The organism is Bradyrhizobium sp. NDS-1 (assembly GCF_032918005.1).
In the GTDB taxonomy this organism is placed as follows: domain Bacteria; phylum Pseudomonadota; class Alphaproteobacteria; order Rhizobiales; family Xanthobacteraceae; genus Bradyrhizobium; species Bradyrhizobium tunisiense.
Genome location: NZ_CP136628.1, coordinates 2,099,904 through 2,117,646 on the forward strand (window position 1 = coordinate 2,099,904; position 17,743 = coordinate 2,117,646).

The following is a 17,743-nucleotide window of genomic DNA, read 5'->3' on the forward strand; positions in this document are numbered from 1 at the left end:
GGCTTTGTCGGAGGACAGCTCGAATTTATCTCGAATAAGGACAAGGCCGCTTCGATGCTCCAGTGGCCGCGTTGAGGCTTGTCGTCGCTGGCTGACGAGCCGAGGCGAGGTGGACGGGCGTCGAAGGATCGCTTGCAGAATATCTAAAACTGCGTCACTTCGGAGCCGAAGAGACGGTCTCCTCGCGCGACGAGATCGTTCCGGAGATCCTGAAGAGGTCCGAGAAGCTCGGCCTCCGCTTGCCCATGGTCACCGTGCACGAGTGCCTGGAGTGTAGGGTCATAGCCCGATCCCGCCGCCCGCGCTCTGGCTGCTTACTCCAGTTTCGCAACTCGGAATGCATCCTGAGGTCAGGAGCTGTTCCTGCATATCGCCCGCGTCCGGGCTCCACTTGCCAAGCGGCGGCGGACGCATCGAAGGCGCGCGCCAAAGTCGCTCAGCACGTGAATACCTGCCGCACCGAGGAGATCGTCCTGACCAACGGCACGGAGGCGATCGAGCTCATGGCTCGTCGCGGGGCCAGCCGTATACCAAGCTGTCCGACCTGATCATTCCTGCGATTCTAGAGTAATCTGGCATTGGCAATTCCTAAGGAGCCTCATGGCGGTGTGATCAAACGGACGCCTGCCGAGGATGATCGCAACTTCCTGACAGGCGGTTTCGAGAAGCTGCTGACGGAAAAACCAGGCCCGTCGCAATCACACAGATATCGAAAGCGGCCCGGGCTCGTTCCGGCCGCGGAGCTCATCCGGTTACCCGAACAGGGTATCGAACGCGAACGCATTCACAGGCGGAGCCTCCAAGCAGTTTATTGTGTTGGCGCCGCAGCGAGTGTCTGATCGGCAGCTCTGGATCAATCCCGACTGCGGGCTGAAAACTCGAAAGTGGGAGGAGGTGCGTCCCGCGCTCGTCAATATGGTGGCTGCGCGTTGCGGGCTGCGCCACGTGCCGACCGTTTTGCCACGCTTTTGCGAATGAGATGCACACCCTTTGGGGGCTTGCGATGTCCTTGCGAGCTTCCCAAAGTTCCAGAGACGGGAATGCCGACCGGCGTTGGCCAAGGCGGTCGCATAACAGCCGGCGACAAGCTCGATTCTCGATCCGACGGCCGATAGCCTGCCGGCGATGCCGATCGAAGTCATTAATGGTCGATGCTAATCCAGCTCTGCTTTTCATTTATCCATCGCGTGGATGCGTCCCATCACAACAATCTATTTTACCTCCCTTACGGAATGTCATAGGAGATTGGCGCCTTGGCACGATCTTCGGGAAGATAATCGAGCGTTGCTGGTGTTTTGGGGATGCCAAATGCTGCTGCGCGACGGTAAGCGGCCGCTTGAGTTTCAGGGCGCGGCGCATTGCGCGAAGGATCCAGCTCCATCAAAGGCACTGCCTTGCCAACTGGACGCGGGTGCGAGTGGTGGGCAGTCCTGAAGTGTCCCACAGGAGCGGAAGGCAAGCGGCTCCAGATTTTCCGCGGAGGCGATATCCGCTTCTCGTTGTTTGACGGCGAATGCCCTCGCCGTAAATCGATCGCCGGTAGTCCTCCCTACCGACGAAAGCTGGTGCGATGCGTAAAGCAGCGTCGCTCCTGCGTGACTTTCGCCCGGCCTCCAGAGTAGGCCGGGCGCTTTTTTATATGCCTGGCTATGAGTGACGGCACGGGATCATTCATTTTGACGCCATTGCGTGACCCCGGGGTACGTGCATGGCATCTGCTACACCAAGCATGAGGCCGGTGCTGCTAATCCTATCTATCTATGGAAGGCTTTGGCCTCGTGTTTGTACGCGTGGGTAGTGGCGGATACTCGATCTTAGGTACCCGCCCGATCAGCGAATACAGAAACACTACGATATCGTTCTCTTCCTCATCCCTAAGCTTGGCGCCGAGCTGGATTTCACTCATCAGGGCAACAGCTTGCTTCACGCTCCAAACTTGGCCCGAATGGAAATAAGGGGCTCGCAACCGACGTTCCGCAAGAGCGCCGCGCGGAAGACATATTCGTCACCGACTGCCTTGGTGACCGCGAACCAACCCTTATCGGCGGCCCGGGAGCAGGCTTGCGTCAGGCGTTTTCATCACGCCGAATGGGAGGTAGGCCTGTCCATCGACTTTGATTTCCTTGTGGCAAGCGGCGCATCCGTTCTCTATAAACAGCGCCAACCCTGACTTCTGCTGATCATCCAGAGCATGTGGATTGCCCTCCAGATACTGATCGAATGGGACCGCAGGTGTAATGAGAGTCGCTTCATTAGCCTCGATTGCCTTGGCAAGGTTTTCAAAGGTGACCGGTCTCGCTTCGTTCGGAAAGGCGTTTTTGACCAAGGCGACATAGCTGGCCATTGAGTTCAAGGTGTCGAGCACATGATCCGGGGTCGCATTCATTTCGGCACTCGCCTGCACAGGGCCGGTGGCTTGCGCCTTCAGGTCCGCGGCGCGTCCGTGCCAGAATTGCGCCACATTGAACACCGCGTTGTAGACGGTTGGGGCCCGACGTAGGCCGACCTTCCAGCCGTGGCCGACTGAGGTCGGACCGGCATCGACTCCGCCGGTGCCGAGATTGTGGCACGTATTGCAGCTAATGATTTCGCTTGCCGATAGCCGCGGATCGAAGAACAGCATCTTGCCAAGCCCGACCGTTTCATGTGTGACTGAATTGTCCTTTACCGCAGGAATGACTGAGGGGATCGGATGGAAGATCTGCTTGGCGGTTCTCATCAGATCATCGTCAGCGTTAGCTGCTGGCGACAACAGCAGCCCAATCGCCAAAACAGATGCTTCGGCCACAGGCCGAAGCTTCCGGATCGATTTGTTCATACACCCACCTCATCAGCTCTGATTGTTAATCAAGAAGACAGTCGACAACGAGGCCACCCTCCGTTCCGTCAACGGGTCGGCGCAGTATGCCCCGGATCCTCTGAAAGCGAAGCGGCTGCATCAAACGCGCGATTTCGAGGTACTTGCTCCCGGCGTGCGCGCACGAGGGTTTGGCTCTTATTTGATTCGCGAGTTCGCTTTGAGCCAGATAACGACATTTGGTTGGTAGATCAGACGAGCGCCTCAACCTTCGGCGTGATGGTCGATCTGACAACAACGGGTGTGCCAGGGTAAGCTGTCCGGTGGCCGCATCGGTGCTCCATCAATCGATTGGTTGGCCAATACGCTCCCGCGAAGTTGATCATATGCGTCTTACACCGCTGGTCGCGCTCAGCGCTCACGGTGTGGCTGACAATAGCAACCGCCATGCCAGTTGTATCTGACGTGCAAGCTGCTGATTTAGTTGCAGAGCGAGTCCGGGCGAACAAACAACGTCGGATGTCTTGGCTTGATGAATACATGCAGTGTTGCAGATGCGACAAGCGCCAGTCCCGGCTAGACATCATCGCACAGAGAGTTTTGTGATGAGATCGAATTGCCAGCTTGCGGGCCGAACGCGGGAACGGCGGTAATAAAGGTCTACGCAGGTTTGGCGAGACACTGAGCCGAGCGCCGGCGGTGCGCATCGCTCACGATTTCGCCGCGCCCTGCCGACTGAAGCCTCTCCGACTCATATCCGGGCCGCTCCGGCGCGCCGCCGCCGCGAAATCCCGCTCCTTTGTAACGGACCAGCCCCAAGCCTGAACATGGCCTGCCTTCCACCTGAAGTCCGCTGGCATGACAATTGCCGTTCTCAAATCTGAAAGGCGCGGCTACCCAGAGCTTGACGGTGCGACGGTCCGATTAGTCGGATACTCCCATTCGAACCAGCTCAAGTCGCCGGCATGACACCGGATCAGGCCGGGTGTTGGTTGGAATAACAAACCACTTCGTCTTACTACGGCGAGTGGCAGCTTTTGAAGTCCTGCGCGCTGATGGCAAAAGCCGCTGAACTTCTGCGGAAGCAACCGTCACTTCGTGCCCTTGCGTTGAAAGACTGCGATACAAGAGGACATGCTGGGAGGAGATCGTGACATCATGTCCGCAGATGGCCAGGTCGTGACATGTCATCGGCGTCTTCCCCGGAAAGACGTGATTGACCAGTTGTCCATGGCTGGTTCAGGTTGAATATGGTATGCGTGATGGCTTCGATTGACGATCGCTTGAATGAGATCAGATACATACGGAATGACATTTGGCGCTGTCGCAGAAGGCTTCAATGTGAGCTGAGTGGTGTCGAGCGTAAGTTCCTCGAAGAGCGTCTGCTTGAGCGGCAGACTGCCTTTGACCGGCTCCTGGCGACCACGTTTCCTTTTACATTGAAACTGTGAAGAAAATTTCGGGACCTGGCCGCGGGGCATTGGCGCGGAAATGGCTTCCGCCCGCAGAACGCCTGCGCCCGCGTCAGGAACGTAGCGCTCCGGCGCCGCGGGCCGTCGGGCCCCTCATAGCCGCCGCCGAGCTGAATGGCGTCGGTCCATAGCCTTGGTTCACCGACGTGCTGGCCCGCTGCGCGGCGTGAACGCGGATACTGGAATCGTTCGGGCACCCATCCAGGGGTGTCGCCGGGGGACACCGATCGCCACGTTTCTGCGACACCGCGGTCACCGTGACTAGCTTTCATCCGACAGAGCGATCGAAGAAGCTTGAATCGGCCGTAGCGTCAGATTGTACAGAGTAGGCGAACGATATTCCAGACCAGGTGCAGCCGAATGATAAGACCCGTTCTCGCTTTTGTATTGTGTTCCGCGCTCGAGTTGTTCGGGCCAAGCACGGGCGCGGTTGCGGACACAAGGCGGTACGCGTGCACGATCACTGCCGCCGATCGAGAGCCGGTCGGAGTTCGGAATGAGCGGGTCATTCTCAGCGTTCAATATGGCTGCCGGATCGCGGGTGGTCTCTTGAGCGACGCGGGGATCACAGCAGTGTCGGTCAGTGAGTGGGCTGCTGACAAAGGGTCATACTTGGCTTCCCTGGAATTTCACCGCGCGCTGGAGGGAGTTGCAATTGGACAACTCTCCGAGGCGACCGGCTTCTCTACAATGGAAGGCGAGCAGGGCATTGCGGTCGCAACTTCCGGCACGACAGTATTCAAGTTCGCATCTGGCTCATTGGCAGCCCTTTCAGGGAAGACCCTTAAATTTACGACCAAACCCGCTGGCCTACGTAGCTTCGAATTGGAGTTCACAGATTGGCCCGAATCTCTTCTACGGAGGTGAACTCGTGTCTTACGCTGATTTCCGCAGGCGCTCGGACACGAATTACCGTCCATACTCTTAGCCGCACACAATACGTGCTCCCCGGCCTGTGTGCTGTCCTCCAAGGCGAGCACACGCGCAACAAGTTAAGCTAAATCTCCGAAGGCACTCGAGCGCTGTAGAGCTTTCAAATTAACCTTCACCCGAGCCGATCAGCAGCTCTTTAAGGTGCTGATCAGCATCAGGGACGAACTGGTCCCGCAGAAGGGGCATCTCTTCGGCAGCGCCTGCGCGACACCGAAGCTATCGACAAGGAACAGACGCAGCCCGATGATGAGCACGAAGAAGAAGAAGCTGCCGTCCCACAGCCGGGGCTCCGGCAACATTTTTGCTGATCTCGGCCTGGCGAACGCCCAGGAGCACCAACTCAAGGCAGCACTCGTCGTACAACTGAAGCGCTTGATGGCGGAGCGGGAGATCACTCAGACCGAAGCCGCGAGGCTGGTGGGCGTGAAGCAGCCCAACCTGTCTAGGATGCTTCGGGGCCAGTTCAGGCTGGTTTCTGTGGTAAAGCTGCTGCGTATGCTGACGGCGTTCCACCAGGACGTCGAGATAACGGTAAAGCCACATCGGAAGCGTGGCAGAGCGGGCCGGATCACGTTATTCCGGCCTGAGAGCTGCCGAAAAGGGGAGGGTTCATGACATCCAACGCGACGGCGCCCAAAACCGCTCATGACCCCGCCTGTCGTGCCCGAACTGCAATGATTACATTCGGCGGACTGAAAATCCCTCGCCGCCCCTCTCCTCGCGGAGACCTGCCTGCGCTTTCAGGAACAACTGGGCGAGCAAGGACGCGGAGCTCGCCCGAGAGACCGAAGCGCCCCAGCAGGAGCGCGAGAAGCTCCAAACGGGTCGTGAGCAGGTCGTGAACCGACTGGCGGCTGAGTGCAGCCAACTCGCCGTTACAGAAGCAAGGAACGCGGGCGAGGCAGCTCGATGGATTGGGCTGATTCCACCGGACTCCCTCTTTCTCTCGAAGGAGAAGATCTCGACTTGCAAGCCGGGCATCTTCCATCCAGAGCGCAGATCGTAATCGGATATCTTTAGAGCGGGATCCCCGACTGCAGTCTTCGCCAGGCCGAGTGCCGAATACTGTGACATGGCGTCCAATGCCGATTTCCCAAGACCAATCAGCGCCCACACGAACAACCCAAGCCCGCCGAGTACGGTGCAGCCACAGACGACGTTCAGGATGGCCAACCCAGGGGTAGTCATGCCGAATCCCGAAGGCGGCGATGGTTGACAGAAGGTACGCCGCGGCCAGCAGGATCATTCCAACCAGTCACCGACGGACATGCTCATCACAGCGGAAAGCGCGACGATGGCAGCGATGAGTCGGATCCCGAAATGCCGGTGCTCGGGGATGTTCAAGTTGAGCGATGTCTCCTTGGCGATATCTTTCTGCGTCCCTAACTCGACCTTCAATGCGGCGAATAACCGATCTTTGGCGGCGTAGATTTCCCGGAGAGCGCAACTGATTGTCTTGTTTCAGACAGGCCGTTAGCCGGTACGCCTGTCGGTGGCCAACAGGTCAGGTTTCTAACAATCCGCATCCTGCCAACTATCTAGCTCTACAGACGTGGGTTTTTGTCTTCGACCAGCGCTGGCACACTCATTGCAAACCCCTGCGCAAGAGGCGGCTGTTAGCCTTTTGCAACAACATGCAGAGGGACACCCCCTGATGGCAGCCAGTGAGTAAAGAAGCCGATATGACCACCCGCTGGAGAGTAGGCATGACTTCACCGAGACGCGTCTTGGTCAGCGATCCCGTCGACAAGTCAACAGCGTCACAAACACCGCGTTCGCAAGCGCTCAGCCGAGATGAACTGCAAGATCGTGAACGACCGCCGCCGCATGATCCGGAAGGCCGCGAAGTTGCGATCGGTAGGACCGGTCACGGAGATTGCACGTTTTACACCTGAATGCCGGATCGGAAATCCGTCGGTCTACCGGAAAAGCGTCGCTTCATGATCTGAGGCGACAATCAAAGGAAATTTGTATGAGCCGAGCAACTACCCAGAGTGTCGCTGAGATCAAGGCGCGCAACAAGCAGCTAATCGATGAGGTGTTGAAGGTCTACCCAGAGAAGACCGCCAAAAGACGCGCCAAGCATCTCAGTGTTCACGAGGCGGGGAGGTCGGATTGTGGCGTCAAGTCGAATATCAAGTCCATTCCGGGCGTGATGACCATCCGTGGCTGCGCCTACGCAGGCTCCAAGGGCGTGGTCTGGGGGCCGATCAAGGACATGATCCACATCAGCCACGGTCCGGTCGGCTGTGGTCAGTACTCTTGGGGCTCGCGGCGCAACTACTACGTCGGCACGACCGGCATCGACACCTTCGTGACACTGCAGTTCACCTCCGATTTCCAGGAAAAGGATATCGTATTCGGCGGCGATAAAAAGATCACGAAACTCATCGATGAGCTCCAGGAGCTATTTCCTCTCAACAGGGGCATCACCATTCAGTCCGAATGTCCGATCGGTTTGATCGGCGACGATATCGAGGCGGTCTCCAGAGAAAAGTCAAAGGAATATGGCGGCAAAACCATCGTGCCTGTGCGGTGCGAGGGCTTTCGTGGCGTGTCACAATCGCTCGGACATCACATCGCGAACGACGCAGTTCGAGATTGGATCTTCGACAAGAGCGCCCCAGAGGCCAGTTCAAAATTTGAGCCGACGCCATATGATGTCGCGATTATCGGCGACTACAACATCGGCGGCGATGCCTGGTCGTCACGGATCCTACTCGAAGAAATGGGCCTGCGCGTCATCGCCCAGTGGTCCGGGGATGGATCTCTCGCTGAATTGGAGGCGACGCCGAAGGCGAAGCTCAACATATTGCATTGCTATCGCTCGATGAACTACATCTCACGGCACATGGAGGAAAAATTCGGGATTCCCTGGTGCGAGTACAACTTCTTCGGGCCTTCCAAAATCGCGGAGTCGCTGCGCAAAATTGCAAGCTTCTTCGATGATAAGATCAAAGAAGGTGCCGAGCGCGTCATCGCGAAATATCAACCGCTTGTCGATGCGGTGACCGCGAAATACCTGCCGCGGCTCGAAGGCAAGACCGTAATGCTGTTCGTTGGCGGCTTACGTCCTCGCCATGTCATTGGCGCCTACGAGGACCTCGGCATGGATGTTGTCGGCACAGGCTATGAGTTCGGGCATAACGATGACTACCAGCGCACCGCTCAGCACTACGTCAAAGATGGCACACTGATCTACGACGATGTCACCGGCTACGAATTCGAGCGCTTCGTCGAAAAGATCCGGCCAGACCTCGTAGGTTCCGGTATCAAGGAAAAATACGTCTTCCAGAAAATGGGTGTGCCGTTCCGTCAAATGCATTCCTGGGACTACTCGGGTCCTTACCACGGCTACGACGGCTTCGCGATCTTCGCCCGCGACATGGACATGGCGATCAATTCCCCGATCTGGGGGAAGACCACGGCACCTTGGAAGGACGCTCCGCGGCCGAGCCTCATGGCGGCGGAATAGGAACGCCGACGCCCGGCCTCTTTCTTCCGCAGAGGAGGGGAAGGGCAGGAGAACGAACACAAGAACCTAAAGAGTGCCATGATGACACAGAACGCCGAACACATACTCGACCACTCTGAGCTTTTCCGGGGAGACGAATACCAGCAGATGCTGGCCAATAAGAAGGCGCTATTTGAGAATCCGCATGATCCCGCCGAAGTCGACCGTATCAGAGAATGGTCCAAGACGCCCGATTACCGCGAGAAGAACTTTGCCCGCGAGGCGCTAACGGTCAATCCGGCGAAGGCTTGCCAGCCGCTAGGTGCGGTGTTCGCTGCGCTCGGGTTCGAGCGCACACTGCCGTTCGTCCACGGCTCACAGGGCTGCGTTGCGTATTATCGCAGCCATCTGTCACGCCACTTCAAGGAGCCGACCTCGTGCGTCTCCTCGTCCATGACGGAAGACGCGGCCGTGTTCGGGGGGCTCAACAATCTTACCGACGGGCTTGCCAACAGCTACAACATGTACAAGCCGAAGATGATCGCGGTCGCGACGACCTGCATGGCGGAAGTCATCGGCGACGACCTCAACGCCTTCATCAAAACATCCAAGGAAAAAGGTTCAGTCCCCGCGGACTACGATGTACCATTCGCTCACACTCCTGCATTCGTCGGCAGCCACGTTACCGGCTACGACAACACGCTCAAGGGCATCCTCGAGCATTTTTGGGACGGCAAAGCCGGCACGGCACCAAAACTCCAGCGCAAGGCCAACGACACGATCAACTTCATCGGCGGCTTCGACGGCTACACTGTCGGTAACATGCGTGAAATAAAGCGCATATTCGAGCTGATGGGGATCGGCTACACCATCCTCTCGGACAACAGTGATGTGTTCGACACCCCCACCGACGGCGAGTTCCGCATGTATGATGGCGGCACCACGCTGAAGGATGCCGCGGACGCAGTCCACGCGAAGGCAACCATTTCCATGCAGCAATATTGTACGGAGAAGACGTTGGCCTTCATCAAGGGGCACGACCAGGAGGTCGTCGCCTTCAATCACCCCTTGGGCGTCAGCGCCACGGACGATTTCCTGATGACGCTGTCGCGTATCACCAACAAGGCAATTCCAAATGCGCTGGAGCGGGAGCGCGGGCGTCTGGTAGACGCAATGGCTGACTCTAGCGCGCATCTTCACGGCAAGAAGTTCGCGATCTACGGCGATCCTGACCTCTGCTATGGCGTGGCCGCATTCTTGTTAGAGCTCGGCGCTGAGCCCACCCACGTGCTCTCGACGAACGGGGGTAAGGCCTGGCAGCAGAAAATGCAGGCGCTGTTCGCGAGCTCGCCGTTCGGTAAAAACTGCCGCGCCTTCCCCGGCAAGGATCTCTGGCACATGCGTTCGCTCCTGTTCACAGAACCGGTCGATTTCCTGATCGGTAACACCTACGGAAAATATCTCGAGCGTGACACTGGAACACCGCTAATCCGCATCGGGTTTCCCATCTTCGATCGCCATCATCACCATCGTTATCCAGTGTGGGGCTATCAGGGTAGCATGAATGTGCTGGTCAAGATTCTAGACAAGATCTTTGATGAGATCGATAGAAAGACCAGCTCGGTTGGCAAGACAGACTACAGCTTTGACATCATACGCTAAGGCGAGCGCCCCGCCTCATCGTCCGCAGGAACAGCGGCGCTGTGGCGGGGACCACAGATTATCCGCCGGCCATCCGGTTGGTCTGTGCGGCGTCTTGACATTCCCGAAAGAGACACCATGACTTCGCTTCGCACGACCATACTGGACGTCTTTAACGAACCGGGCTGCGCCAAGAACGCGAGCAAGTCGAACATCGAGCGCAAGAATGGATGCACCAAGCAGCTGAAGCCGGGCGGTGCCGCCGGCGGGTGTGCCTTCGATGGCGCCAAAATCGCACTGCAGCCCTTCACCGATGTCGCCCATCTTGTGCATGGTCCAATCGCCTGTGAGGGCAATTCCTGGGACAATCGCGGTTCCGCCTCGTCCGGCTCCGATCTGTGGCGCAGAAGCTTCACCACTGACATGAGCGAGACCGACGTCGTGTTCGGCGGCGAGAAACGGCTGTACAAGGCAGTCAAGGAGATCACAGAAAAATACGACCCACAGGCCATCTTCGTCTACCAGACCTGCGTGCCCGCGATGATCGGTGACGACATCGATATGGTCTGCAAGGCGGCCTCCGCCAAATTCGGCAAACCGGTCATTCCCATCAATGCACCGGGATTTGTGGGGTCGAAGAACCTTGGTAACAAGCTCGCAGGCGAAGCACTGCTGGCGCACGTCATCGGTACCGGAGAGCCCGATTACACCACTCCGTATGACATCAACGTCATCGGCGAATACAACCTGTCCGGCGAGCTCTGGCAGGTCAAGCCGCTGCTCGACGAGCTCGGAATTCGGATCCTGTCGTGCATCTCGGGGGACGGCAAGTACCGCGAGGTCGCTTATTCACACCGAGCCAAAGCCGCGATGATGGTCTGCTCAAAAGCAATGATCAACGTCGCACGCAAGATGAGGCAGCGCTACGGCATCCCGTTTTTTGAAGGATCGTTCTACGGTATTGAGGATACCAGCGATTCACTGCGCCAGATCGCGCGCATGCTAATCGAACGTGGCGCGCCGGCTGAGCTGATGGAACGAACGCAAACCCTAATCGTACGCGAAGAGACCAAAGCCTGGACTGCGATCGAACGTTTCAAGTCGCGCTTTGCCGGCAAGAGGGTCGTTCTCATCACCGGTGGCGTGAAATCCTGGTCGATGGTGGCCGCTTTGCAGGAGGCCGGACTCGAAATCGTCGGCGCGTCCGTGAAGAAATCGACCGAGAAGGACAAGGAACGTATCAAGGAATTGATGGGCCAGCACGCCCACATGATCGAGGACATGTCACCGCCCGAGATCTACAAGATGCTCAAGGACGCAAAAGCCGACATCATGCTTTCGGGCGGCAAGTCGCAATTCGTCGCACTAAAGGCGGCGACGCCATGGCTCGATATCAACCAGGAGCGCTGCCACGCCTATATGGGCTATGTCGGGATTGTCAAGCTCATGGAGGAGATCGAGAAAGCGCTCTACAATCCGATATGGGATCAGCTCCGCCAAGGCGCGCCCTGGGATGAGTTCGATTGGAAGCGACAGGCAAAGACGGTTGCGCAGATGGGTGCGCAAGCCGTTGATCCAGTTCGGGGCGCGAACACGAACGGCGTCAAGACGATAAGTTTCTCCAACAGAAGTGAGATCGGCGATGGTGAGAGCGCGATTGCGGCGCACGGCCCGAACCTCGTCGAGCCCGCCAAGCCGTGCACCAATTCCACCGCAAGGGGCCATGCTTGTAAGGACACTCTTTCCGATCTCCAGCCCCCGGCGCTGCAGGCGGTGGAGTAGGAGAACGACATGGCGATCGTCACTGCCTCGAAGAAAGCCTGTTCGGTCAATCCGCTCAAGATGAGCCAGCCGATCGGCGGCTCATTTGCCTTCATGGGCCTCCGCGGCGCGATGCCCCTTTTGCACGGGCCGCAAGGTTGCGCCTCGTTCGGGCTGACGCTGTTCGTGCGCCATTTCAACGAAGCCGTGCCGATGCAGACGACCGCCATGAACGAGGTTGCTACCGTGCTCGGCGGTCTCGAGAATCTCGAACAGGCGATCCTCAACATCTACAATCGCGTCGGGCCCGAGATCATTGGTATCAATTCGACTGGCGTCACCGAGACCAACGGCGATGACGTCGAGGCCTTCATCAGGTTGATCCGGCAGAAGCATCCGCAGCTCAAAAAGCTTCCCCTTGTCTACGTCTCGACGCCGGATTTCAAGGATGCCTTTCAGGATGGCTGGGGCAAAACAGTGGCGCGGATGATCGAGGCGCTCGTGGCTCCCGTCGACCCAGCGAGACCGCGCGACGCCGCCCGCGTCAACGTGCTACCTGGCTGCCACCTCACGCCCGGCGATCTCGACGAGCTTCGCACGATCTTTGAGGATTTTGGGCTCAAGCCCTCCTTCCTGCCGGACGTTGCCGGTTCGCTGGATGGCCACATCCCCGACGAATTCACGCCGACCACGATCGGCGGCATTGGAATGGACGAGATCGCGACGATGGGGCAGGCGGCCTGGACGATCGCAATCGGCGCGCAAATGCGCTGTGCGGCCGAGATCATGCAGGCTCGGACAGGCACGCCGTTCCGTCTGTTCGAGCGGCTCTGCGGCCTTATGCCAAGTGACGAATTCATCGCGTTTCTGAGCGAGATCAGCGGCCGGTCGGTGCCCTGGAAGTATCGCCGGCAACGTGGACAGCTGGCAGACGCCATGCTGGATGCGCATTTCCATATCGGCGGCCGCAAGCTCGCGATCGGCGCCGAGCCGGACTTGTTATTCGATCTCTCCAGCTTCCTTCACGAGATGGGGGCGCAGGTAACGGCTGCGGTGACGACGACGAACTCACCGGTGCTCCAGCGGGTCAGGACCGAGGACGTCCTGATCGGCGATCTGGAGGATCTTGAAGAGCTTGCCAGGTTACGTGACTGCGACCTCTTGATGTCGCATTCACACGGTCGACAGGCCGCTTCGCGACTCAATGTTCCGTTCCTCCGGGTGGGCTTTCCGATGTTCGATCGCCTTGGCGCTGCGCACCTCACGACCGTGGGCTATCGCGGCACGCGTGATCTGATCTTTGATATCGCCAATCTGATCATCACCGACCGCGAAACCAACCATGGGCCGACGCCCGACTCCTGGCGATCACCTGCGGTGACCTGCAGGTCCATCCGCCCCAGTTGCATTGAGCAGGAAGAGAAACCACTCGGATGAAAGTTGCATTCGCCACTCAGGACTTGAAGCACGTCGATGCGCACTTCGGCTGGGCCAAGAACATCGTGATCTACGAGGTCGGCCCGGACGGGCATCGGTTTATTGAGGCGGTTCAGTTCGGCGGTGACCTCACGGAAGACGGCAATGAGGATAAGCTGGCGCCGAAGATCCAGGCGATCAGGGACTGCGCAATTCTCTATGTAGCGGCGATCGGCGGCTCGGGTGCTGCGCGCGTCGTCGCGAGCAACATCCATCCGATGAAGGTGCTGCAACCAGAGCCCATCGACGACCTTTGCGTCAAACTCGAGACCGTGCTGAAGGGGTCGCCGCCGCCCTGGCTGCGGAAGCTGCTCACCAAAAGCTCGGAACGTACGGTGGATTTCGAAGCCTGAAGGAAAGAGGATGCCCGATCAGTCTGAAATCAATCCAGCCGCCCCCGCGGCAGAGCGGCCATTTCTCAAAGAGCTCATCAAGATCTTGCGCGCCCAGGACACCCACGGCGCCTGGGAGGGCAAGAAGGACCTCGACCTGCTCGACCCCTACATTCTGGACAAACGCAAGCGCCGTGCGCTGCCGATCGTTGGCAATCCCGAGCCCGACACGATATGGCGACTGCAGTTGTTCTTTGACGCCATTGCGCTCTCGATCGAGAAGGCGACGGGCGTGATGATCTCGCCAATGTTGAAGATGCATCAGGAAGGGTTCGGTCGGATCGTACTGATCGGGGGCCGGCTCGTTGTCGTGAGCAAGCAGCTACGGGACGTGCATCGCTTTGGTTTCAACAATCTGTGTCATCTTGCCGACCAAGGCGACGAAATCGTCAACAGTGGTGTTGAGATGATCCGCGAGTTCCCGGACGTGGCGAACTATTGAGGCAAGTATGAGCGATGTTGAAAGCCTGAAAGCGGAAATAAAGAAGCTGTCGGCCAAAGCGCCAAGTTCTCCAGGCGCTACACAAAGCATAACGGACCTCAAGCCATGTCATTCAGAACCCGCGACGGCCGCGATTGGAGGCCGGACTACCTGGTTTGGATCGATCCGAACAAGTGCATCGGCTGCGGCCGCTGCTACAAGGTCTGCGGCCGCGAGGTCATGACGCTGAAGGGCCTGAGCGAGGGCGGCGAGTTGATCGATCTCGATGAGGACGACGATGAGGTCGAAAAGAAGGTCATGGTGATGAAGGACGAGGGGGCCTGCATCGGCTGCAGCGCCTGCGCCCGGGTCTGTCCGACAAACTGTCAGACCCACGCGCCAGCTGCTTGAATCGACTTTTCTCTCGCTATGAACAGGGGTGGTTTGTCAGAGACAAAGGTAGCTCGGAAGATCCGGCATCGAGCCGACGACATGTACGGCGAAGCCTTGAATCCTGTCGAAAGTGCGCGTCAATGCTAAGCATGGAGTGAATCTTGGTCAAAAAAGGTGTGCCGTTGCAGTCGCGGATTGAAAGGCCAACGGCCTCGACTCCAGATGATGATCCCTATCTATGGTTGGAAAAGATCGAAAGCGGACGGGCGTTGAACTTCGTCGAGCGGCAGAATAGCAGGACGCTGCGCGTGTTCGGCGGACCGGCCGCGGGACGAGATCGCGATGCGCTGACCGCGATTTACGATCGGCCTGACAGGATCCCGTACGGCTGGCGCCGCGGCAGCTATCTTTACAATTTCTGGCAGGACGCCACCAACCCGCGCGGGCTGTGGCGGCGGACAACAATGCCGGAGTTTCGAAGACCCAATCCGGCGTGGGAGATCATGCTGGATATCGACCAGCTTGCGGCAAGCGAGCGCGAAGACTGGCTACTGAACTCGACAAGCTCACTGCCGGGAAGCCCGCGAAGTATCTTAAGCCTGTCGCGCGGCGGCAGCGATGCCGTCACCTTGCGGGAATTCGACGCCGACACGAGGAGCTTCGTCGCGAACGGCTTTGCGATGCCGAAAGCCAAGGGCAGCGTCGACTGGCTCGACACGGACACGCTGCTGCTGTCCAGCGCCCATGGCGAGGGCATGGTCACGAGCTCCGGATATTCGAGGACCGTTCGCCTGTGGTGTCGTGGCGAACCTGTGGATCGGGCAGAAGTGATCTTCGAGACCGCGGCTGATCACATGCGTGTCCATGGCCTCGCGGACCATACCGGCGCGGTCCCGCGTACCTGGATCATCGATCGGATCGACTTCTTCAACCAGCGCATCTGGCTGCGCGATCACGCCGGCACCACCACGAAGCTCGAGCTCCCGTCCGGCATCTGGATGCAGGCCCATGGCGACTGGTTTGCGATGAAGCTGCGCCAGCCCTGGTCGACCGGAGGTCGAACCTATGCCACCGATGCCGTCCTCGGCATCTCGCTTTCGGCTTTCCTTGCAGGCAGCCGCGATTTTTCGCTCCTGTTCGAGCCCGGACCGCGGCGCGCATTGCAGGACTTGTTCTGGACTGCCGGCAGACTGGTGCTCTCGATCCTCGACGAACTTAAGCCGCAATTCCAGATCTGCACGCCATTCGCCACGGGCTGGAGCCGCGCGATACTCGGCGGGCTTCCTGAAATCGGCGTGGTCGACGTCCGGCCGCTCGATTGTCATCCGTCTGAGAGCAACGGCGACCTGCTCGCCGAAGTGCAGGACCCGCTCACGCCGCCCTCGCTGCTGTTGATCGAGCGCGGCGTCGAAAGTCCTGTCGTGTTGAAGCAGGCATCGAAGGCCTTCACCGCCGATGGCCTGGTGGTGACGCAGCATGAAGCGATCTCGATCGACGGCGAGCATATCCCCTATGTGCAGACCGGCCCCGCAGGCGAAACCGGCGATGCGCCGGTCTATATGACCGCCTATGGCGGCCTCGGTCGCTCGGTGAAACCATATTACAATTCGTCGCTCGGCAAGCTGTGGCTGGAGCGCGGCGGCACCGTTGTGCAGGCGAATTTGCGCGGCGGCGGCGAGTTCGGCACGCGATGGCACGAGGCTGGCCGGCTCGCCGGCAAGAAACTGTCGCATGACGACTTCGCGGCCGTTGCCGCCGATCTCATCCGCCGCGGTGTCACGAAAGCGAAACGGATCGCAGCCAGGGGCGGATCGAACGGCGGCATCCTCATTACCAACATGTTGACGCGATACCCGGAGCGTTTCGGCGCGCTGTTCTGCACCGTCCCGCTGACCGACATGCGCCGCTACACCAAGCTGCTTGCCGGCGCGAGCTGGATCGCGGAGTACGGCGACCCCGACAAGCGTGAGGACTGGGAATGGTTGAAGACCTATTCCGCCTATCACAACGCAAAACCCGGCCAGCCCTATCCGCCAATCCTGATCGCCACGAGGCGGCGGGACGACCGCGTCCATCCCGGACATGCTCGCAAAATGGCCGCAAAGCTCCAGGCGATGGGCTATGAGGCTTATTTCTACGAGGCGGCGGGCGGGCACGGCCGCGGCAAGGACAACAAAGAGCGCGCCGGCCTCGAAGCGCTGGGCTTTGAATTTCTGAAGAGCAAGATTGGCTGGCAGGAGGAGGAGGCGTCAGCCAGCTAACGCAATTGCCAGATGACATTCGTACGATATCGACCAGAGCGAGGGCAATCTGACCGCCGTCCAGAACTCCTGCTACGGCCGATTCGAGATCCTGCGTGCTTGAACCAACGCATGGTGGAGTTACTGTCTCGCCGGGACTTTGATAACGACCGTTTCTCTTCACAACTCTATGACCTCACTTACGTGCTGTATCTCAGCCCGGTGCTGCGCGTGATCTTCCAGGACCGGGACTGGACTGCGTCACTGCGTCTTGTCTTGCCCTTTAGAATGTATCCGCACAAAAGTTCGCGATTTAAAAGTTCGAATTGCCTTTTGTACGTTCCGCAGGCGCTCAATTCGGCGACAGGATTATCTTCAGGCAGCCGCGGCCGCGCTTTCTTTAAGAAGCAGGTCAGACAGATAGAGCGAGCGAGGCTCATACCAACTGTTATTTGCCGGCGCCGCGCGCCGGCGGTTACGGCAGCGATCCTCAAAACGCCAGCAGCGATCGTCACGATGGGCGAGGCACAAACCCCGCGGCCCGAAGCGCTCGACCCGCGTCCGATGTCTGACATCGAACGAGACCGTTTAGCTACAAACGTACCGTCATGTTGAGCTGCCGAGGCAATCTCAGACCGGATCAGGCGCGTGATGTTCGTTGCTGGCGTTGGCACGGCCATTGCTGCTGAGATCGAGCACGGTGTCAGGCGGAGTGCATGCAGACGCGCTCTCTCGTACTCGGGCCGCGTTTCTTAGAGACAGA

Annotated in this window: 11 protein-coding genes and 2 pseudogenes; 11 read left to right on the top strand and 2 right to left on the bottom strand. The window is 58.8% G+C overall.

Annotation, left to right across the window (positions count from 1 at the left end):
- Positions 1-801: 801 nt before the first annotated feature.
- A pseudogene (locus tag RX330_RS09945) lies at positions 802-978 on the top strand (hypothetical protein); the annotation flags it as partial.
- A 247-nt stretch (positions 979-1,225) separates the two neighbouring features.
- Here the strand turns inward: RX330_RS09945 and RX330_RS09950 are convergent.
- Both RX330_RS09950 and RX330_RS09955 read right to left on the bottom strand, forming a co-directional pair.
- Positions 1,226-1,381, bottom strand: a complete 156-nt coding sequence (locus tag RX330_RS09950) for a hypothetical protein (RefSeq protein ID WP_317242864.1) — start codon at positions 1,379-1,381, stop codon at positions 1,226-1,228.
- Between the two features lie 369 nt (positions 1,382-1,750).
- Positions 1,751-2,818: pseudogene (locus tag RX330_RS09955) on the bottom strand (cytochrome-c peroxidase).
- Between the two features lie 2,525 nt (positions 2,819-5,343).
- On the opposite strand from RX330_RS09955, the gene RX330_RS09960 reads away from it, so the two are divergent.
- From RX330_RS09960 to RX330_RS10005, 10 genes are all read left to right on the top strand, one after another.
- Positions 5,344-5,817, top strand: coding sequence for a helix-turn-helix transcriptional regulator (locus RX330_RS09960; RefSeq protein ID WP_317242865.1), 474 nt, complete (start codon positions 5,344-5,346; stop codon positions 5,815-5,817).
- 1,357 nt (positions 5,818-7,174) lie between these two features.
- Positions 7,175-8,677, top strand: coding sequence for a nitrogenase molybdenum-iron protein alpha chain (gene nifD, locus RX330_RS09965; protein WP_085399646.1), 1,503 nt, complete (start codon positions 7,175-7,177; stop codon positions 8,675-8,677).
- 81 nt (positions 8,678-8,758) lie between these two features.
- Positions 8,759-10,318: a nitrogenase molybdenum-iron protein subunit beta gene (nifK, locus tag RX330_RS09970; protein ID WP_317243870.1), complete on the top strand. Its 1,560-nt coding sequence runs from the start codon at positions 8,759-8,761 to the stop codon at positions 10,316-10,318.
- A gap of 117 nt (positions 10,319-10,435) precedes the next feature.
- Positions 10,436-12,079, top strand: a complete 1,644-nt coding sequence (nifE, locus tag RX330_RS09975) for a nitrogenase iron-molybdenum cofactor biosynthesis protein NifE (protein ID WP_317242866.1) — start codon at positions 10,436-10,438, stop codon at positions 12,077-12,079.
- A gap of 9 nt (positions 12,080-12,088) precedes the next feature.
- Entirely contained in the window at positions 12,089-13,495 is a 1,407-nt protein-coding gene (nifN, locus tag RX330_RS09980) for a nitrogenase iron-molybdenum cofactor biosynthesis protein NifN (protein ID WP_317242867.1), read from the top strand.
- The gene (nifX, locus tag RX330_RS09985) at positions 13,492-13,887 is read left to right on the top strand and encodes a nitrogen fixation protein NifX (protein WP_085399643.1); all 396 of its coding nucleotides are present in this window, start codon (positions 13,492-13,494) and stop codon (positions 13,885-13,887) included. Before nifN ends, nifX begins: the two co-directional genes overlap by 4 nt.
- Positions 13,888-13,897: 10 nt before the next feature.
- On the top strand, positions 13,898-14,368 hold the full coding sequence (locus tag RX330_RS09990) for a NifX-associated nitrogen fixation protein (RefSeq protein ID WP_317242869.1): 471 nt from the start codon (positions 13,898-13,900) through the stop codon (positions 14,366-14,368).
- 105 nt (positions 14,369-14,473) lie between these two features.
- A complete protein-coding gene (gene fdxB, locus RX330_RS09995; protein WP_148775419.1) occupies positions 14,474-14,758 on the top strand; it encodes a ferredoxin III, nif-specific in 285 nt (94 codons plus the stop codon).
- Positions 14,759-14,934: 176 nt separating this feature from the next.
- Entirely contained in the window at positions 14,935-17,001 is a 2,067-nt protein-coding gene (locus RX330_RS10000) for a prolyl oligopeptidase family serine peptidase (RefSeq protein ID WP_317243871.1), read from the top strand.
- Between the two features lie 111 nt (positions 17,002-17,112).
- Entirely contained in the window at positions 17,113-17,595 is a 483-nt protein-coding gene (locus tag RX330_RS10005; RefSeq protein ID WP_317242870.1) for a hypothetical protein, read from the top strand.
- The last annotated feature ends 148 nt before the right edge of the window (positions 17,596-17,743 follow it).